The 16,752-nt window shown below is 41.8% G+C and carries 14 protein-coding genes; all 14 read right to left on the bottom strand.

Translation table 11 applies throughout. The annotated features are described in order from the left end of the window. On the bottom strand, nt 1–2,784 hold the full coding sequence (ileS, locus tag DBT50_RS03000; protein ID WP_111851702.1) for an isoleucine--tRNA ligase: 2,784 nt from the start codon (nt 2,782–2,784) through the stop codon (nt 1–3). 318 nt (nt 2,785–3,102) lie between these two features. Then, a complete protein-coding gene (locus DBT50_RS02995) occupies nt 3,103–3,795 on the bottom strand; it encodes a DivIVA domain-containing protein (RefSeq protein WP_111851703.1) in 693 nt (230 codons plus the stop codon). Between the two features lie 13 nt (nt 3,796–3,808). Further along, on the bottom strand, nt 3,809–4,594 hold the full coding sequence (locus DBT50_RS02990; protein ID WP_111853052.1) for a YlmH family RNA-binding protein: 786 nt from the start codon (nt 4,592–4,594) through the stop codon (nt 3,809–3,811). 17 nt (nt 4,595–4,611) lie between these two features. Beyond that, nucleotides 4,612–4,854, bottom strand: a complete 243-nt coding sequence (locus DBT50_RS02985; RefSeq protein ID WP_013669306.1) for a YggT family protein — start codon at nt 4,852–4,854, stop codon at nt 4,612–4,614. 20 nt (nt 4,855–4,874) lie between these two features. After that, on the bottom strand, nt 4,875–5,543 hold the full coding sequence (locus DBT50_RS02980) for a YggS family pyridoxal phosphate-dependent enzyme (protein WP_111851705.1): 669 nt from the start codon (nt 5,541–5,543) through the stop codon (nt 4,875–4,877). Nucleotides 5,544–5,547: 4 nt separating this feature from the next. Further along, complete coding sequence (gene ftsZ / locus DBT50_RS02975; protein ID WP_064292313.1) at nt 5,548–6,837, bottom strand: cell division protein FtsZ; 1,290 nt, start codon at nt 6,835–6,837, stop codon at nt 5,548–5,550. A gap of 32 nt (nt 6,838–6,869) precedes the next feature. Further along, on the bottom strand, nt 6,870–8,252 hold the full coding sequence (gene ftsA / locus DBT50_RS02970; RefSeq protein WP_070559251.1) for a cell division protein FtsA: 1,383 nt from the start codon (nt 8,250–8,252) through the stop codon (nt 6,870–6,872). A 209-nt stretch (nt 8,253–8,461) separates the two neighbouring features. Then, complete coding sequence (locus DBT50_RS02965) at nt 8,462–9,730, bottom strand: cell division protein FtsQ/DivIB (protein ID WP_111851706.1); 1,269 nt, start codon at nt 9,728–9,730, stop codon at nt 8,462–8,464. Nucleotides 9,731–9,742: 12 nt separating this feature from the next. Further along, on the bottom strand, nt 9,743–10,837 hold the full coding sequence (murG, locus tag DBT50_RS02960; RefSeq protein WP_111851707.1) for an undecaprenyldiphospho-muramoylpentapeptide beta-N-acetylglucosaminyltransferase: 1,095 nt from the start codon (nt 10,835–10,837) through the stop codon (nt 9,743–9,745). Nucleotides 10,838–10,851: 14 nt separating this feature from the next. Further along, the gene (gene murD / locus DBT50_RS02955) at nt 10,852–12,240 is read right to left on the bottom strand and encodes a UDP-N-acetylmuramoyl-L-alanine--D-glutamate ligase (RefSeq protein WP_111851708.1); all 1,389 of its coding nucleotides are present in this window, start codon (nt 12,238–12,240) and stop codon (nt 10,852–10,854) included. Between the two features lie 9 nt (nt 12,241–12,249). Next, nucleotides 12,250–13,197, bottom strand: a complete 948-nt coding sequence (gene mraY, locus DBT50_RS02950; protein WP_111851709.1) for a phospho-N-acetylmuramoyl-pentapeptide-transferase — start codon at nt 13,195–13,197, stop codon at nt 12,250–12,252. Nucleotides 13,198–13,217: 20 nt separating this feature from the next. Then, nucleotides 13,218–15,371 carry a penicillin-binding protein gene (locus DBT50_RS02945; protein ID WP_111851710.1) on the bottom strand — a complete coding sequence of 718 codons (2,154 nt, stop codon included), beginning with the start codon at nt 15,369–15,371 and terminating at the stop codon, nt 13,218–13,220. Then, nucleotides 15,355–15,765 (bottom strand): cell division protein FtsL, encoded by a 411-nt coding sequence (gene ftsL / locus DBT50_RS02940; RefSeq protein WP_013668707.1) that lies wholly within the window; start codon nt 15,763–15,765, stop codon nt 15,355–15,357. The genes DBT50_RS02945 and ftsL overlap by 17 nt, the downstream gene beginning before the upstream one ends. Nucleotides 15,766–15,784: 19 nt before the next feature. Beyond that, nucleotides 15,785–16,741: a 16S rRNA (cytosine(1402)-N(4))-methyltransferase RsmH gene (rsmH, locus tag DBT50_RS02935; RefSeq protein ID WP_111851711.1), complete on the bottom strand. Its 957-nt coding sequence runs from the start codon at nt 16,739–16,741 to the stop codon at nt 15,785–15,787. Nucleotides 16,742–16,752: the final 11 nt, after the last annotated feature.

Here is a 16,752-nt window from a genome sequence, read left to right as displayed (position 1 = left end):
CTAATCTTCCTCTTTGACTAGGGCTTCAGGGAAGTGTTTAAGGACGATATCAGCACAGCGTTGACAAAGATTTTCTGCTCCTTCAACACTACCTACTGAAGGATAAACGCCCCGGCAACGGTCACACACCTTACCCTCAGCCGGAACAATGGCAATGGCATAGGCCTCGTAATCGGCGGCTTGGTCGTCTGCTTCTTGATAGTCTTTAATTTCTAATTGGGAAACAATCAGATAAGTTTTTAGTTCTTCCCCAATGCTTTCCAAGAATTGGCGACTATCTTCCTTGGCATAAACAATGACCTTGGCTTCTAAAGACTTACCGATCACTTTTTCGTTACGGGCGCTTTCTAAGCTATGGTTAACGTCACCTCTAAAGTTGAAGAATTTTTCCCATTTTGTTTTTAATGCTTCAGCATTGCTATAGTCTTCTACTTGTGGGAAGTCTGCTAATTGGACATAGTCCTCAGCTTCACCCATGTAGGACCAAATTTCTTCCGTGGTATGAGGAATAATTGGTGTCAGTAAAATAGTCATTTTCTTCAATACTTCGTACATTACCGTTTGCATGTTGCGACGTTTAGGATCATCGGCTAAGAGAATATAAGTAACATCCTTGGAATAATCCAAATAGAAACTAGACATGACTTGGGTGAGGAAATTAATGATTTCTTGGTAAATACTGTTGAAATCATAGTGATTGTAGTAGTCAATAACATGGTCGACTAATTCATTAAGTAGGACCAAGATATATTGGTCAATACTGTCAAGCTCCTCATAAGCTACATAATTTTTCTTAGCATCGAAATCAAAGAGATTACCTAGGGTAAAGCGCAAGGTATTGCGGATCTTCCGGTAGGACTCAGCCACTTGACCCAGGATATCATCAGAAATGCGGACATCATAGCGGGAATCTACTGAAGCCACCCAGAGGCGCAAAATATCTGCCCCACGTTGGTCACAGACATCATTAGGCGACACGGTGTTTCCTAATGACTTACTCATTTTACGCCCTTCCCCATCGTTAACAAAACCTTGGGAAACGACTTCCTTATAAGGCGCATGGTCATTAACGGCAACAGAGGTTAAGAGACTAGAGTTAAACCAACCACGGTATTGGTCAGACCCTTCCAGATACATGTCTGCTGGATAGGAAAGTTCATCTCGAGTTTGTAGAACCCCAGCCCAAGATGAGCCTGAGTCAAACCAAACGTCCATAATGTCATTTTCCTTGGTGAATTCTCCATTTGGTGAGTGTTCATTTTGGTAGCCTTCAGGGAGTAAGTCTTTGGCTTCTTTTTCAAACCAAATATTTGACCCATGTTCTTCGAAGAGCTTAGCCACATGGTCGATCGTTTCTTCGCTAATGATTGGTGTGCCGTCTTCTGCATAGAAAATAGGTAGTGGAACTCCCCAAACCCTTTGTCTAGAGATGACCCAGTCACCCCGGTCGCGAATCATGTTATAGATCCGGTGTTGGCCAGAAGGGTGCCACCAAGTCACTTCATTATTGATAACATCTAGGGTCTTTTCACGTATTTTATCTACTGAACAGAACCATTGAGGGAGGGCTCTAAAAATAACTGGTTTCTTGGTCCGCCAGTCATGGGGATAACTATGGACAAAGTATTCTACCTTTAGTAAGGTGCCATTCTTAGTCATTTTATCAATAACTAAGTCGTTCCCTTCTTCGTAGAAGATCCCTTCTAAGCCTTCTGCTTCTTCAGTAAAGCAGCCTTGGTCATCCACAGGGGATAAGACATCTAAGCCATATTTAACCCCGACATAGTAGTCATCTTCCCCATGACCAGGCGCTGTATGGACTAAACCAGTACCTGATTCAGTGGTTACATGGTCACCTAAGATAAGTAGTAATTCCCGGTCATAGAATGGGTGGTTGGCCTTCATCAATTCCAGATCTTGACCTAAGACTCTATCTTCAACTTGATAATCGGTCCATTGGAATTTTTCTGCTAAACTTCCTAAAAGTTCGCTAGCAACGACATAGTGATGACCATTGACTGCCACTAAACTGTATTCGATTTGTGGATGAACGGCAATAGCTTCACTAGCAGGCAAGGTCCATGGTGTGGTGGTCCAGATAATAAATTCAGTATCCTCTGGTAATTTGCCCTTAGTATCCTTGGCCTTGAAGGCGGCATAGATACTTGGGGTTTCCACGTCCTTATATTCAATTTCCGCCTCAGCTAAGGTCGATTCACTTGAAGGTGACCAATATACCGGCTTATTTCCCCGATAAATTAAGCCCTTCTTAGCCATTTCACCAAAAACACGAATTTCTTGGGCTTCAAACTTTTTAGTATAGGTAATATACGGATCTTCCCAATCACCTTGTCCCCCTAGTCGTTTGAAATCTTGACGTTGGCTATCGATTTGTTGACTGGCATAATCTTGACAGATCTGACGAAATTCAGCTGTCGACAATGACTTACGGTCTACCCCTGAATTAGTCACTGCTTGTTCAATCGGTAGGCCATGGGTATCCCAACCCGGCACATAGGGGCTGTAGTAGCCCTGCATACTTTTAGAACGGATAATGATGTCCTTGGTAATCTTATTTAAAGCATGACCAATATGAATATTCCCATTAGCGTAGGGAGGGCCATCATGGAGAACGAATGGTTGATTATCCTTATTCTGACTCAAACGTCTTTCATAAACCTGATTTTCTTCCCATTCTTTTTGACGTTCTGGTTCTTTTTTGGGTAAATTTCCCCGCATAGGGAACTTAGTTTTCCCTAAGTTTAAAGTATCTTTCATTTTCATATATCAATTGCTCCCTCTCATTAAAATAAAAAAACACACCGTCCAAAGGGACGATGTGTGCTCGTGGTACCACCCAATTTTACAGATAAAGATCTGCCTTAAAGTCTTAACGCAACTAACGGCCCAGCTTACTCTACATGTTCAGCTAAACAGGTCAACAGATGATAATCTAAGGCTTTAATCATCTATCTCACACCCCACATAGACTCGCTCACACTAAAGTACCTTAAACCGTGTTCTGTTGTAAATCTTATTGCAATCAATTATACGCAAGAAAAGCTAAATTTTCAACTTCAAAATAGCGCCATTTGCCCTGTCCTAATTATCGCTATCCAGTTTCTCCGCTTCTTCATCAAATAGTTTTTGTGCCTCCTCAGGCATTTGGGCTGGTTGGTCTCCAGAAGCTTGGTCAAAAAATTCTTTTTGCGCTTGTTTATGCTTAGCCTCATCCAAAGCTTCTTGGTAGAGTTGGTCAGCTTCCTGGTTGCGTACCTGGAAGTTCTCCCCAACTAGGACTTCGTCCAATACCGGTGTCTCCACTTTTTCTTCTTCTTGATCACTAAAGAGTTCCTGCCATTGCGGATCATCTAAAACTTCTTTTGCATTATTAATCAAGCCTTGCATTTGGAAGATGTAGTAGCGCGACATTTCCCGGAGCCGTGATTTCTCCTTGACAATGGTATTGGCTTTATCCGCTGCCGTTTGTAGGAGTTTTTGGGCTTCCGATTCGGCTTTTTGAATAATAAGATCAGCCTCATTCAAGCTATCCGCGCGCACCCGGTCAGCGGCTTGTTGGGCAACCACTATGGACCGATTGACTGAGGCTTCTCGTTCACGATATTCATCGAGCTGATTATTGACATCGTATAATTCTTGCTGCAAATATTGGTTATTGGTCTCCAAATTATCCATGACCATGGAAAGCTCTTTGAGATAAGCGTCGACCTCTTTTTTATCATAACCCCGCATTTTGCTATTAAATGTTTTTTCTCTCACTTGTTTAGCTTGCATCGAAAGTAACCTCCTAGCGATTTTCTAAACGACTTAATTGTACCCGATACTTGCCCTTTTTGCTGACCTTAAGCACCTTGTCTAAGCGCAGCCGACCATGATGTCTAAGCGACAAAATATCTCCTTCAGACACTGTTTGAGCACTATTGGTTAAGGGCATCCAATTGTATTTCACTAAGCCAGCTTCAATGGCTGATTTTACCTTTGACCGCGACAAGTTAAAGCCCTCGCTTAAAACCAGGTCCATGCGAAAGGAGGCTAGTGATCTTTCCAAAGGCTGCCAAGGGTCTTCCACTTGGATCCGATCAGCAAAATCGATGGCTTCTAATTTAACACTCACTTTCCCAATGCGCTGAATTTGGCTGATGACAAAGTCAGTGAGAGAAGCATCAATTAAAAATTGCCAGTCCAAGTCAGAGTGAATAATATCGCCAATTCGGTTTCTTTGTAAACCCTCTCCCAGTAAAGTTCCTAAGACTTGGCGATGTTCAATATGGTTGAACTTGGCGGCATAATTAATCTGAATCAGGCTAATGTTAAAATCACTGTCATTGACCTTCTCATAGCGAGGGGCAATGATCATCCGGCGCATTTCAGCTTGAGGATAACCGCCAAAATCTTTAACCTTTAGGTCTTCATCCTTACCAATGATGGAATAAACAATGGCCTGCTCTCTAGGATCCAAAAAGTGGCTTAAAAAGGGTTGAAAAGATGCAGTCACTCGGTTTTTCCAATTAATCACCTGGTCAACAAAATCCGCCTCACTCGGCAAGAAATGCATCAAAGTCGAATCGGTCATCTCAAATAACAGTCCTTCTAGCGTAAAACATTTAAGCCACTAATGGCTAATTCTAAGACTAAGATGGCTACAATAGGGCTAAAACTAATCCCGCCGATCGGTGGAATTATCCGTTCGAACCAGTCAATATAGGGTCTGACGATCCGGTCCAATAATTGGCCCAAGCGACTTTGTCTTGCGCCTGGCAACCAGGATAAAAGTGCCCAAACGATGATAACAGAAATATATATTTGCAATACATTTTGAATAAAATTAATCATTAACATTCCTACCTTTTTGGCTAGTCTTTGAAGAAAGCTGACCCTACTCGAATAAAGCTGGCCCCTTCTTTAATGGCAAGTGGATAGTCTTGGCTCATTCCCATGCTAAGCTCGGTGCAAGGAGCGTGCATCCATTGCTGGTCAGCGACTTGGTCGCGTAAGTCGGCCAATTGCCTAAAAATTTCTTGAACTTCTGAGTCACTGGCAGCACTCGGAGCCATGGTCATCAGACCAACTACCTTGATTTTCTTAAATTCAGCTAATTGTTCGATGAAGGGAAGGGTCTCTTCCTTTGTTAGACCATGTTTGGAAGTTTCTCCAGAGATATTCACTTCAACAAAACATTTAATCTCTTTATCCGCCCGCTTGTCGATCTCTTTAGCTATCTTTATACGGTCTAAGGCATGGTAATAGTCGATTTCATTAATAACCTCTTTAACCTTCCGTGACTGCAAGGGCCCGATTAAATGCCAAATCACATCATCCGGCATAGCTGCTTTTTTAGCTAATAAGCCTTGGACATAATTTTCTGCAAAGTGACGGATGCCACAATGGTATACTGCCATGGTCTCTTCAGGACTATGATATTTAGAAACGCAAATCAGCGTGACCTTGTTTGAAGAACACGCTGATTGCTTAGTATCCTCTATGATACCTTCAATTTGTTTTACATTCGCTTGAATCGTCATGATCTTAACGACGACGCTTTCTAAAGAATGGTGGTGTGTCTAACTCATCATCTTCACTAACGTTATCAGTAAAGCGGTTGTCTTGTTGGTAGCGTGGGTCTTGGCCACCATAATTACGTCCTGAATCATTCCAAGGCTCTTGGCTTACTTGTCCTTGACGGTTTTGGAAAGCTTGGTTATTTGGAACTTGTTTTTCTTCAAAGTATTCGGGACGGTTCCCCAAATTTCTGGCTTGTCCTTGGTTTTGAAAGGCTTGATCTTGATAATTTGGTGTAGCTTGGCTAACGGGACGTTGCTTTTTTGCCTTACGTTGTTTTTCTTGGCGACGTTCAGGATCAATCCCGGTAGCAATAACGGTTACCACCACTTCGTCATCTAAACGATCATTGATAGTGGTACCAAAAATGATGTTCACTTCGCTAGAAGAAGCTGCACCAACGATTTCAGCAGCGTCTTGGGCTTCAAATAAGGTTAGGTCTTCCCCACCAGAAATATTCAAGAGAATTTGTTCAGCCCCATCAATGGATACTTCCAATAATGGTGAAGAAATAGCCTTCTTGGTTGCTTCAGCGGTACGGTTTTCCCCGCTTGCTGTACCAATGCCCATTAAGGCTGTCCCTTGGTCTTGCATCACAGTACGCACGTCAGCAAAGTCCAAGTTCACATAGCCGGGTGAGGTAATCAAGTCAGAAATTCCTTGTACCCCTTGGCGTAAGACATTGTCCGCTTCCCCGAAAGCTTCCCGCATTGGGGTTTTCTTATCAACAATTTCTAATAAACGGTTGTTAGAAATGGTCACTAAGGTATCCACATATTCCTTCATGTTAGCGATACCTTCTGCGGCAGCGCGACCACGTTTAGGTCCTTCAAAGGTGAATGGACGGGTCACAACTCCGACAGTTAAGGCGCCTAAGTCTTCCTTAGCAATACGAGCAACAATTGGTGCAGCACCGGTACCAGTACCACCACCCATACCAGCGGTGATAAAGATTAAATCAGCACCTTCTAGTGCTTCGCGAATTTGGTCTTCACTTTCTTCAGCGGCTTTTTGCCCTACTTCTGGTTGGGCCCCAGCACCAAGACCACGGGTCACTTTAGGGCCTAAGTGAATCTTTGCATCTGCTTTAGAGTTAGCCAAGGCTTGGGTATCAGTATTAGCAACAATAAATTCAACACCCTTAACACCTTCATCGATCATGCGGTTAACAGCATTGTTACCCCCACCACCAACACCAATGACCTTGATGTTAGCGTTATTGTTGTATTCTGCAGTATTATCAAATTCTAAATCCATAGTTAATCCTCCTATTTATAAGCAATTCCCTCTTAACTAAACATATCATCAAAAACTTGACGTATTTTTTGTAAGAATCCTTCATCTTCTTGGTTGTCATCTTGATACTCTTGACCAGCATCTTCAGCTGTTGCATAAACATCACGCTCATCATTCGTTACAGAATCCTTATAAGTTGGTTCATCCACAACTGCCTCTTGATGAAGGGCTTGATTGGAAGCTTGGTAACTTGGTTTACTTTGATTACTGTTTACAGAATGGGTCTTTCCTTGAGCAACATGATAAATATCTGGTAGCTTAGCTGCATAAGCCACAACGCCATATGCTGTTGTAAAGCTTGGATTTCTTAGGCCAACTTGTTCAGGAATATAAAACCTAACATCCGTGCCAAACATTTCCTCAGCCAAATCAACTAGACCTGGTAAGGAAGCGGCTCCTCCGGTGATCACAACTCCTCCAGGAAGTTCAAAGGCTTCCACTTGGTCTAGGGCTTTCTTTAGCGTTTCAAATATTTGTTGTAAACGTGCTTCAATAATTTCTGCAAGATACTGTTCATCAACACGAACAGGGTCTTTTTTCCCGATCGTTTCAACTGGGAAATATTCATCAGGACTGGTAACGTCTGATTTTGCGTAGCCATATTCTAATTTAATACGTTCAGCATTTTCTAAAGTCGTATTGAGTATGGTGGAAATATCTTTTGAAACATATTCTCCACCTTCTTGATCAACATAAGAGAATTTTAATTGACCTTCATGAATTACACTGGCTGTAGATTGCCCGCCACCCATGTCAATGATAATAGTTCCAAAATCGCGTTCATCTTCCGATAAGGCCACTTGACCATTGGCCAAGGGTTGAACAACTAGGTCATCAACAATGAGACCAGCTTTATCGACACAACGTTTAATGTTGTGAATGATGGTTTTGGGACCGGTAATCATGCTGGCGTATAATTCTAAACGTACGCCAATCATACCACGTGGGTCGCGAATGCCATCAAAACCATCAACGATAAATTCTTCAGGAACAACTGAAATAATTTCTCTCTCTGGGGGTACAGCTCTCACTTTAGCTGCTGATAAGACATTGTAGACGTCCTTGTCGGTGATTTCTCGATTTTCTCCTGAAACGGCAATCATTCCGTAACAAGGTTCAATATTAATTTGATTACTTGGAACGCCGACAACCACTCGATCAATTTGTATGTTAGCTTTCTGTTCGGCTTGGTTTACTGCACTTCTAATCGCTTCGACGGTTTTATCAATATCAACAATTACTCCTCGGCTTAGGCCTTCAGAGCGTTGACTACCAACACCGATAATATTTAAACGTTGATTAACATTTTCGGCAACAACGACTTTGACGGAAGTGGTTCCAATGTCTAATCCTACATATGTTTTGGGTTGAACCATATGATTGAAACCTCCTATTTAATTCTATAAGTATTAGATATGACTATATCGCAATTAATTTTAACATAAATCCTATTAAGACGAAACGAATTTGTTAGTAATCGGCCTTTTTACTTCTACCACTTGGCCAGCAAATAGGACTATTAATTGTTTTTAATCATTGTACAAGAGACAAGTCCTTTTTTTCAATCCAATTTAATAGATAAATTTTAAGAATTACTTGACCTAGTCTGAGTCACTGTTGATGACTGCTGGCTCGAATTAGTGCCGGGTCTAGGGTTGGACTGACGACTAGTTTGCCTTTGTGAAGAAGTCCCTTCCTCACTTGCTCCGCTTTGCTCTTCTCTTGGCTTAGGCTTATCTCCTGGCTTAGACTCGCTGCTATGCTTATCAGCCTTTGCCTGCTTTTCTTTAGACTTTTCCTTTGCCTGGTCCACTTTTTCTTGGTAGGAAGCTTTTTCCTCCAGACTCACAAAAGGGTCGTTGAGGGGATTCTTTTCTTGGAAATAGCTCCCTACCTCCATATTAATTACCCCGGTTTTTCCTTCTAATTCACTAACGATTTGGTCATAGTACTGCATCCGGTCAGCAATACTATCGATAAAACCTACCACGATATTGCCATCTTCCATTTTTAAAGCAATGTGGTTAGGGTAATTATCATCGCTAATATTCACAACTTCATTAATCTTAGCCAGTAAGTCATCAGACAATTTGGAAAGTTGGTTGGCCAGGTGAAGAAGTTCTTGGTCTTCAAAACCAGTAAAGAGGGGAATATCCTGGTCAAGATAAGGAATAGCCCCATCAAGAATAATATGATTTTCCAAAACCGGGTAATAAAAATCTTGTTTCTTCACATAGCCAATGGCACGGAATTCTTGGACATTAACTTCGACCGTTCGATTTCCCTTAGCATTCAGCTGAACACTGCGGACACTAGGGAACAATTGTTTTAAGCGGTTATCCACCACCCCGGTTTTTGATTCAATCCCTAGATAGGTCATATTTTCTCGTAAGCCTGATCCATAGAGAATCTGCTCTTGGGGGACAATATTATTCCCACTTACTTCAATTGCAGCGATACGGTTAAGTGGTGAAAGCCAAAAGACACTAAAAATAATCATAAAAAGGAAAGCAGCAGCTAAAATCAATCGTGACCATGAGACTGATTTTAACTGCACTTTTTTGTTCTTTGACCGGGATAAATAGGTCCAATTGATATATTTTCTATGATTAAAAGTCTTTTTGTGCTTTTGCTCTTGATCTTTAGCAAAATCTTCGCCCTTTGCCTCTTCTTCATTTGGCAGGCCTTGTTGCTTATCTTCTAGCCCTAAGTGTTTTTGCGGATGCTCTTGACTTAGTCCAGGGTCATCACTGGACTCATCGGCTTGCCCTTCACTTGAAGCCAATTCTTCCTGCTTCTCGGCCTCTTGACGCCGTTGACGAAAGCGTTGGGCTTCCTTATCCCAATCAACCATAATAACCTCCTTTTAAAGCAGATCTTTAATAACTTGAATAATCCGATCACTAGCATCAGGTACGCCTAAGTTTTTCGCTTGGTGACTCATTTGGATGCGCTTACCCGGATTAGTCATTAGTTCATCAATATTTTGCAGTAACCGTTTAGGGCTGAGGTCTTTTTCTAGGATCATTTTGGCAGCTTGGTTGTTGACCAAGCTTTCAGCGTTATGCTGTTGGTGGTTATTGGTTACATTAGGACTAGGGATCAAGATACTTGGTGTACCGACTGCCGTCAGTTCGGTGAGCGTCGTTGCTCCACTCCGACAAACAACTAAGTCTACCTTACGCATAAGTTCAGGCATATTATTGATATACGGCAGGATTCTAACATTGGAAAAATTCTCCATATTAGGAAAACGAGCCTGCCAATCCTCATAGTAAATATCGCCAGTAGCAATAATGCTTTGATAGGACCGGTGTTGTAGTTCACCCACCATGTCCAAAACCACTTCATTGATCCGTTGTGCCCCCCGGCTTCCGCCAAAGATAAGCACTGTTGGCAGGTCATTATCTAATTGAAAGCTATCTAAATCAACTTGAGAACTATCTCCAGCTAATTCTTGGGCCCTAGGGTTTCCGGTAAAGACCACCTTATTTTTGTGATGTTTAAAATCTTGCTTGACCTCAGGATAGCAAATACAAATTTTATCAACATAGCGACTGAGAAACTTATTGGTGACCCCAGCAACACTATTTTGTTCATGAATAATCGTTGGAATTTTCATCTTAGCGGCTTGGTAAAGAACCGGTGCACAAACATAGCCACCTGTTCCAATCACCACATCTGGTTGGAAAGCTTTTAAATATTTTTTACATTGATGAATACTTTTGATCATGTAAGCTAGAGTGCGCACATTGTCAAAGGAAAGTGAGCGTTTTAGCCCCTGGATTCTAATCGTCTGAAAGTCAATGCCCAAATCAGGAACAATTTTCCCTTCAAGACCCTTTTCTGTTCCAATATAGAGGAATTCCGCTTGGGGGTATTGCTTTAAAATTTCTTTCCTCAGTGCTAAGGCTGGATAAATATGCCCGCCTGTACCACCACCAGATAAAACGATTCGCATAGTAAAACTCCTTTTTAGCTTTCCTGTTTCTTTAATTCTGCTACTGCATCGATAAAGCGTTGACCGCGCACTTCAAAATTAGGGTATTGGTCCCAAGACGCACAAGCAGGAGATAAAAGAATCACGTCTCCTGGCTGACTTAAACGATATGCGGCTTGAGTCGCTTCCTCAATATTTTTAGCGACACTAATTTGAGAAATTCCTGCCTTATTAGCGAGATCAACAAATTTGTCCTGGGTTTCTCCCATAGCTACTAGGGCATGCACCTGACCTAGCTCTTTTAATAGTTCTTCCACACCATTTCCCCGATCCAAGCCACCAGCTATCCATACTAAGGGCTCTTTAAAACTGCGTAAGGCTGTGATGCTGGCTTCGTTATTGGTCGCCTTAGAATCATTGTAAAAGCGGCGTTCTTTTATTTGATCAACAAATTGAATCCGGTGTTTGACCCCATGAAATTGTGAACAAGCTGCTTGGATACTTGCATTGCTTACGCCTAATAATTTAGCGATGGCAAGAGCGACTAAGGCATTCTGAACATTGTGTTTTCCAGGTAAGAAGAGGTCTTCTCGTTTTAAGACCGTCTCACTCCCCCACATTAGGGCCCCTTCTTTTTCATTATACCATGCCCCTTTTTCCAACTCACTTTCTATAGAAATCGGAATAATTTGGGCAGAACTTTCCTTAGCCTTTTGCCAAAGAATTTCTTGGTCATAGTTTAATAGTAAGTAATCGTCCGTTCCTTGGTTCTTAGTAATCCGCCATTTAGCAGCAAGGTAATTTTCAATACTTCCATGGTAGTCTAAGTGGGTGGGGTAAAGGTCAATAATGGCTGCAATATGGGGACGAAAAGTTTCAATTCCCATTAATTGAAAACTGGACAATTCTAACACTAAGCGGTCGTGAGAACTTAAGCCTTGGCTGGCGGTTAAGGCCGGAATACCTATATTACCGGCTACTTCCGTTTTTCCGGTTAATTCCTTAGCTCCTTGTAAGATCTCTCCCAATAAAGAAGTGGTGGTTGTCTTACCATTTGATCCGGTAATACCAATGACTTCTGCTTGATTAAACCAGGCTAAAAGTTCAATATCAGTATAAATCGGTAAATCTAGCTCTTGGGCTCTTTGAACCATAGGATTACTGTAAGGAATGCCAGGATTTTTGACCATAAAAGCAAAGTCCTCGTCTAGGAGTTCAATAGGATGATAGCCAGAAATAATACGAACATTATGCTCAATGAGATCTTGGGCGGCTTTATTCTCATCTAGGGGCTGTTTATCATTGACAGTCACAATCGCACCTTCGGCAGCGAGTTTCTTAACCACACTCAGACCCGTTTTGGCCAAGCCTAAGACCAAAACTTTTTTATTCTTTACTGTTTGCTTACTAGATGTTTGCTCCATAATATACTCCTAAAAAATAAAAATTCCGATAACACTTAAAGCTGCAGCAATGCCCCATAAAACAAAGTCAATTTTCCATTCACTCCAACCTTCCATTTCAAAATGGTGGTGGATGGGGGTCATTTTAAAGATTCGCTTACCAGTCTTTTTGAAATAAGTGACTTGAATCATGACACTAGCCGTTTCCACGACGTAAATAAAACCGAAAACTAGTAAACTCCAAGGATTTCCACTCATTAAGCTAATCACCGCTAAGCTAGCGCCAATTGCCAATGAACCAGCGTCACCCATAAAGACTTTAGCAGTTTTCATATTAAAGATTAGAAAACCAAACAAAGAAGCAATCAAGGCAACATTGAAAAGCGCCAGGTCCATCTGCCCTTGTTTTAAAAAGATAATGAGATAGGCAGTTAAGCTAATAATTCCGTTACCACTGGCTAAACCATCAATCCCATCGGTGAGATTGAAAGCATTTGAAAAACCGGTGATCCAAAAAACCGCAAAAATAAAGACCACTAAAAATGAGGATGTACTATAGCCAAAGGGAAGCGGTAAGGAAAAATTTAACCCCGAAAAATACATGGCCAGAATCAGAACGGCCGAGGCCATAAGCTGAGATAGAAATTTTTGCTTCGATGTAAGGCCTTCATTTTGTTTTTTGAAAATTTTCAAAAAGTCATCCACAAAACCGATTCCAGCAAAAAGAATCAAAGAAAGCATTAAAGTAACTAAAGGAAGAGAAAAATACGAATGCCAAAGTTTATGAATTGTCAAGGCCAACAAACTAGCAAAGAGAAAAACTAACCCTCCCATAGTGGGGGTACCACTTTTTTGCTTGTGCCAGCTGGGACCAATGGCTAAAATTTCCTGACCAAATTGTTTAGCATGCATCCATTGGATAAAGATCGGCATTAAGATAACCGTTATTAAAAAACTCAATATAAAGGTAAATAGCATAAATGATTCTCCCGTTCTCATTATTGTAATTCTACAGTAAGCCCCTGGCCATCAGAAATTGGTCGACCAGGTTCAATATTTTGACTGATCACTTTACCTTCACCATTCACTTTGAGATTAATTCCTAACAAACGTGCTAAGGTAATAGCTTCCGTCTTTTCTAAGCCAAGGAAGTTAGGCATTTCCACTTGCCCATTAGTTAAGAGATAAACACGATTATCTAAAGACCGTCTGGTACCCGCTTGGGGAAATTGTTCAATCACCTTATCCCCGTCACCAATCACCTCAACGTTGACAAAGCCATTTCCCTGCATGGTTTGCTGACCACTTTGGATACTGGAGTTAACCACATTAGGCACTGCTGTTAAATGGGCTTGGTCGGATTGGTCTAACTTCCCATATTCCATCGCCCGTTTCATAAAGGGAACAAAGATTTCTGAAAGCTGTACCTGGGCCAACTTTCCTGCTGTCGGAGATGGTTTCTTTAGGGTTAAGTATAAAATATATTGGGGATGATCGGAAGGTGCAAAGCCGACAACTGAATGTAAATAATTCGATTCACCGGATAAGTAACGACCCGCTTTTTCGTCAAAAATTTCTGCTGTCCCAGTCTTAACCGCTAGGCGGGTACCTTCAACATCATAGATTTTACCAGTACCAGTTGGGGCATAGACGATGGACTCCAAGGCTTTCAGGGTTTTTTGAGCGGTTTCTTCAGAAATCGGTGAGGAAATCACTTCTGGTTTGACCACTTCAATACTGCCATCTTCTTTTTCTAGGCGGTCAATCACATGTAATTTCATCATCTTGCCGCCGTTTCCTACTGCGGTATAGGCTTGCATTAGGGCCCAAGGCGTGACTTGAATTCCTTGTCCAAAAGCGGTATTGGCCTTTTGGAGTTCTTCATCATAATTCATCGAACCCGCTATTTCATCAGCAAAACCTGAATTAGGTTTCTGAGTTAATCCAAACTCCACCATATACTTATGCCAGGTATCATAGCCCATGGCTTGCACCAATTTTACCACAAGCACGTTAGATGATTGGGATAATCCTTCTAACTGGGTAATCGTTCCCCAACCGACCTTATTCCAGTCACTAATGCGGATACCATCCACAATAATACTCCCCGATTGGTAGGTAGCATCAGGATCGAAAACCCCTTCTTCGATAGCAGCAGCAATGGTTAAAACCTTAATGACTGACCCGGGTTCAAAGGCTTCGCCAACCAAAAGATTGGTCCACATATCTTCAATCCCTTTGCGGGTTTGCATGTTAAAAGTCGGTCGTTGGCTAGCTGCGAGAACATTCCCAGTAGAAGGCTCAACCAACATGGCTGTCATCGATTCAGGATGGTAATTATCATAGATGTTAGACATCAAACCCTCTAGGTAGGTTTGTAAACGGGTATCGATGGTCGTGTAGACATCTAAGCCATCTTTAGCTTCACTGTTAGCCGCTTCATCATCACTATTGGCATCATTGACAGCGACTTGGTCATGGCCAGCCTGGTAATCTTTGATAGCATTCTTTCCTGCCAGATGGGAGTCTAAGCTCTTCTCTAAGCCTAATTGCCCCACGAGGCGACTATCCAGGGGATTTTCTGCTTCTTGAAATTGGGCATAACCAATCACGTGAGAGGCAAAGATTCCCGACGGATATAGGCGGGAAGGTTGGGGGTCAAAGTGGATCCCTTGCAGGTTTTCATTTTGAATTTCTTGCATTTTCGCATAAGAAAGGTTTTTCCCAGCTTGGCCAAATTCAATTTGGGTGGCATTTTCCGTGTTTAATTGTTTGAGAATGTCTTCTTTTGACATATCAATATGCTTACTTAAAACTTCTGCTGTGTGCTCTTTTTGATCATCAGGAACATGGATGGGTTCGGCGCCTTCATCGGCCCAAGCGGAGGTTAAAACAGCGTATAAATTATAAGAAGTAGCATCCGTAGCTATCGCGTTGCCACCAACATCATAGATGGTTCCACGTTTAGCCAATTGAATACTACTTCTTCCATATTGTTGCTGTGCACTTGCTCTTAAGTCCACCCCATCAACTTCTCCACCCAGCATGATATAAGCCAGTCTCCCTACAAAGAGGACAAAAATAAAACTAACCAAAAGCATCATGATATGCAGAAATTGTAAACGGTTTTGCTTGCTATTTTGATGTTTCATTGGTGACATTCCTTATATTTTCTTCTTCTAGCTTCAAGCCGTTGTCCTTAGCATACTGCATAACTCTTTCATAACTAGATAGTTCATTAACTTCTTGTTGGAGATTACCTTTTTCCGTTTTTAAGGCCTGGGTTTCTCTTTGCACATTTTGTAATTCTTGTCTTTTAGCATCCACTGATGAACGTGCATTAATCAGCCAAAAAATCGCCACCATTAAAAAGAGAATCATTCCTGCTGAAAGCAAAAAATCTTTTCCCGTAAAAAAAGTAGAGGTCTCCACATGGTAGTGACCATTTAAAGATTTTGCTGAATGACTATACCTATGATCAATTTCCTCCTTAGGCAGGGCATATTGAAGTTTAGCTTTCTCTCTTTCAAGTGCTGGTGATGACACATTAACGACTCCTCTCAAATTACTCCGATACCCGTTCAATGACACGTAACTTGGCGCTTTGTGCCCGTGAATTCTTGTCTAATTCTTCCTGGCTGGGATAAATCGGCTTTTTATTTACTAAACGAAACTTAGCTTGGGGCAATTGACTTTCCAATAAGGGTAACTGGCTAGGAAGATTATCCACAGTGCTGGACTCTTTAAACATGACCTTAACAATTCGGTCTTCCAAAGACTGAAAACTAATGGCAGCAATCCGCCCTTCAACCTTTATCAATTGCAAAGCCTGACTTAAGGAACTTTCAATAGCTCCCAATTCGTCATTGACTGCGATACGGATGGCTTGAAAACTGCGTTTAGCTGGGTGACCACCCTTGCGGCGGGCTGGAGCGGGAATGGCTTCTTTGATAATTTCCACTAATTCAGCTGTCCGCGTAATAGCAGCCTTTTGGCGGTGGTTTTCGATATTTCGCGCAATGGCCTTGGCAAATTTTTCCTCGCCATAGCGTTTGAGGATGCGAACTAAGTCAGCGTAAGACCATTCATTAACCACTTCTTTAGCAGTCAGTGTTTGACTTTGGTCCATCCGCATATCTAAAGGAGCATCTTGCTTATAGGAAAAGCCCCGCTCTCTATCATCTAATTGCGGGGAAGACACGCCTAAGTCATAAAGAATACCGTCAACTTGCTTAACGCCTCTTTGGGCAAGCTCTTCTTCTATTTGAGCAAAATTGGCATGGATCAAAGTCAGTTGCCCCGCATCAATCGCATCAGCGAAGCGGTCCTTAGCATGGTTAATGGCCTGGATATCTTGGTCAAAAGCATAAAGACGGCCCTTGGCTGATAGTTTACTTAAGAGATAGCTGGTATGACCGCCGCCTCCCAGGGTGCAATCTACATAAGAACCATCTTCTTTAACATTTAAGGCATCTACCGTTTCTTTTAAAAGAACCGTAATATGATGAAATGTTTCTGCCATAGGGGCCTCCT

Source organism: Aerococcus tenax, from assembly GCF_003286645.3.
GTDB classification, from domain to species: Bacteria; Bacillota; Bacilli; order Lactobacillales; family Aerococcaceae; genus Aerococcus; species Aerococcus tenax.
Note: the sequence above shows the minus strand (reverse complement) of the source record. Positions and strands in the feature narration are given on the sequence as shown.

Bases quoted from the DNA above. Each gene is read 5' to 3' on its own strand.
- DBT50_RS02965 (WP_111851706.1), bottom strand. From the start codon at position 9,730: ATGGTTGATTGGGATAAGGAAGCCCAACGCTTTCGTCAACGGCGTCAA.
- DBT50_RS02985 (WP_013669306.1), bottom strand. From the start codon at position 4,854: ATGATTAATTTTATTCAAAATGTATTGCAAATATATATTTCTGTTATC.
- mraY (WP_111851709.1), bottom strand. From the start codon at position 13,197: ATGCTATTTACCTTTATATTGAGTTTTTTAATAACGGTTATCTTAATG.
- DBT50_RS02980 (WP_111851705.1), bottom strand. From the start codon at position 5,543: ATGACGATTCAAGCGAATGTAAAACAAATTGAAGGTATCATAGAGGAT.
- ileS (WP_111851702.1), bottom strand. From the start codon at position 2,784: ATGAAAATGAAAGATACTTTAAACTTAGGGAAAACTAAGTTCCCTATG.
- rsmH (WP_111851711.1), bottom strand. From the start codon at position 16,741: ATGGCAGAAACATTTCATCATATTACGGTTCTTTTAAAAGAAACGGTA.
- murG (WP_111851707.1), bottom strand. From the start codon at position 10,837: ATGCGAATCGTTTTATCTGGTGGTGGTACAGGCGGGCATATTTATCCA.
- DBT50_RS02990 (WP_111853052.1), bottom strand. From the start codon at position 4,594: ATGACCGATTCGACTTTGATGCATTTCTTGCCGAGTGAGGCGGATTTT.
- DBT50_RS02945 (WP_111851710.1), bottom strand. From the start codon at position 15,371: ATGAAACATCAAAATAGCAAGCAAAACCGTTTACAATTTCTGCATATC.
- murD (WP_111851708.1), bottom strand. From the start codon at position 12,240: ATGGAGCAAACATCTAGTAAGCAAACAGTAAAGAATAAAAAAGTTTTG.
- ftsA (WP_070559251.1), bottom strand. From the start codon at position 8,252: ATGGTTCAACCCAAAACATATGTAGGATTAGACATTGGAACCACTTCC.
- DBT50_RS02995 (WP_111851703.1), bottom strand. From the start codon at position 3,795: ATGCAAGCTAAACAAGTGAGAGAAAAAACATTTAATAGCAAAATGCGG.
- ftsZ (WP_064292313.1), bottom strand. From the start codon at position 6,837: ATGGATTTAGAATTTGATAATACTGCAGAATACAACAATAACGCTAAC.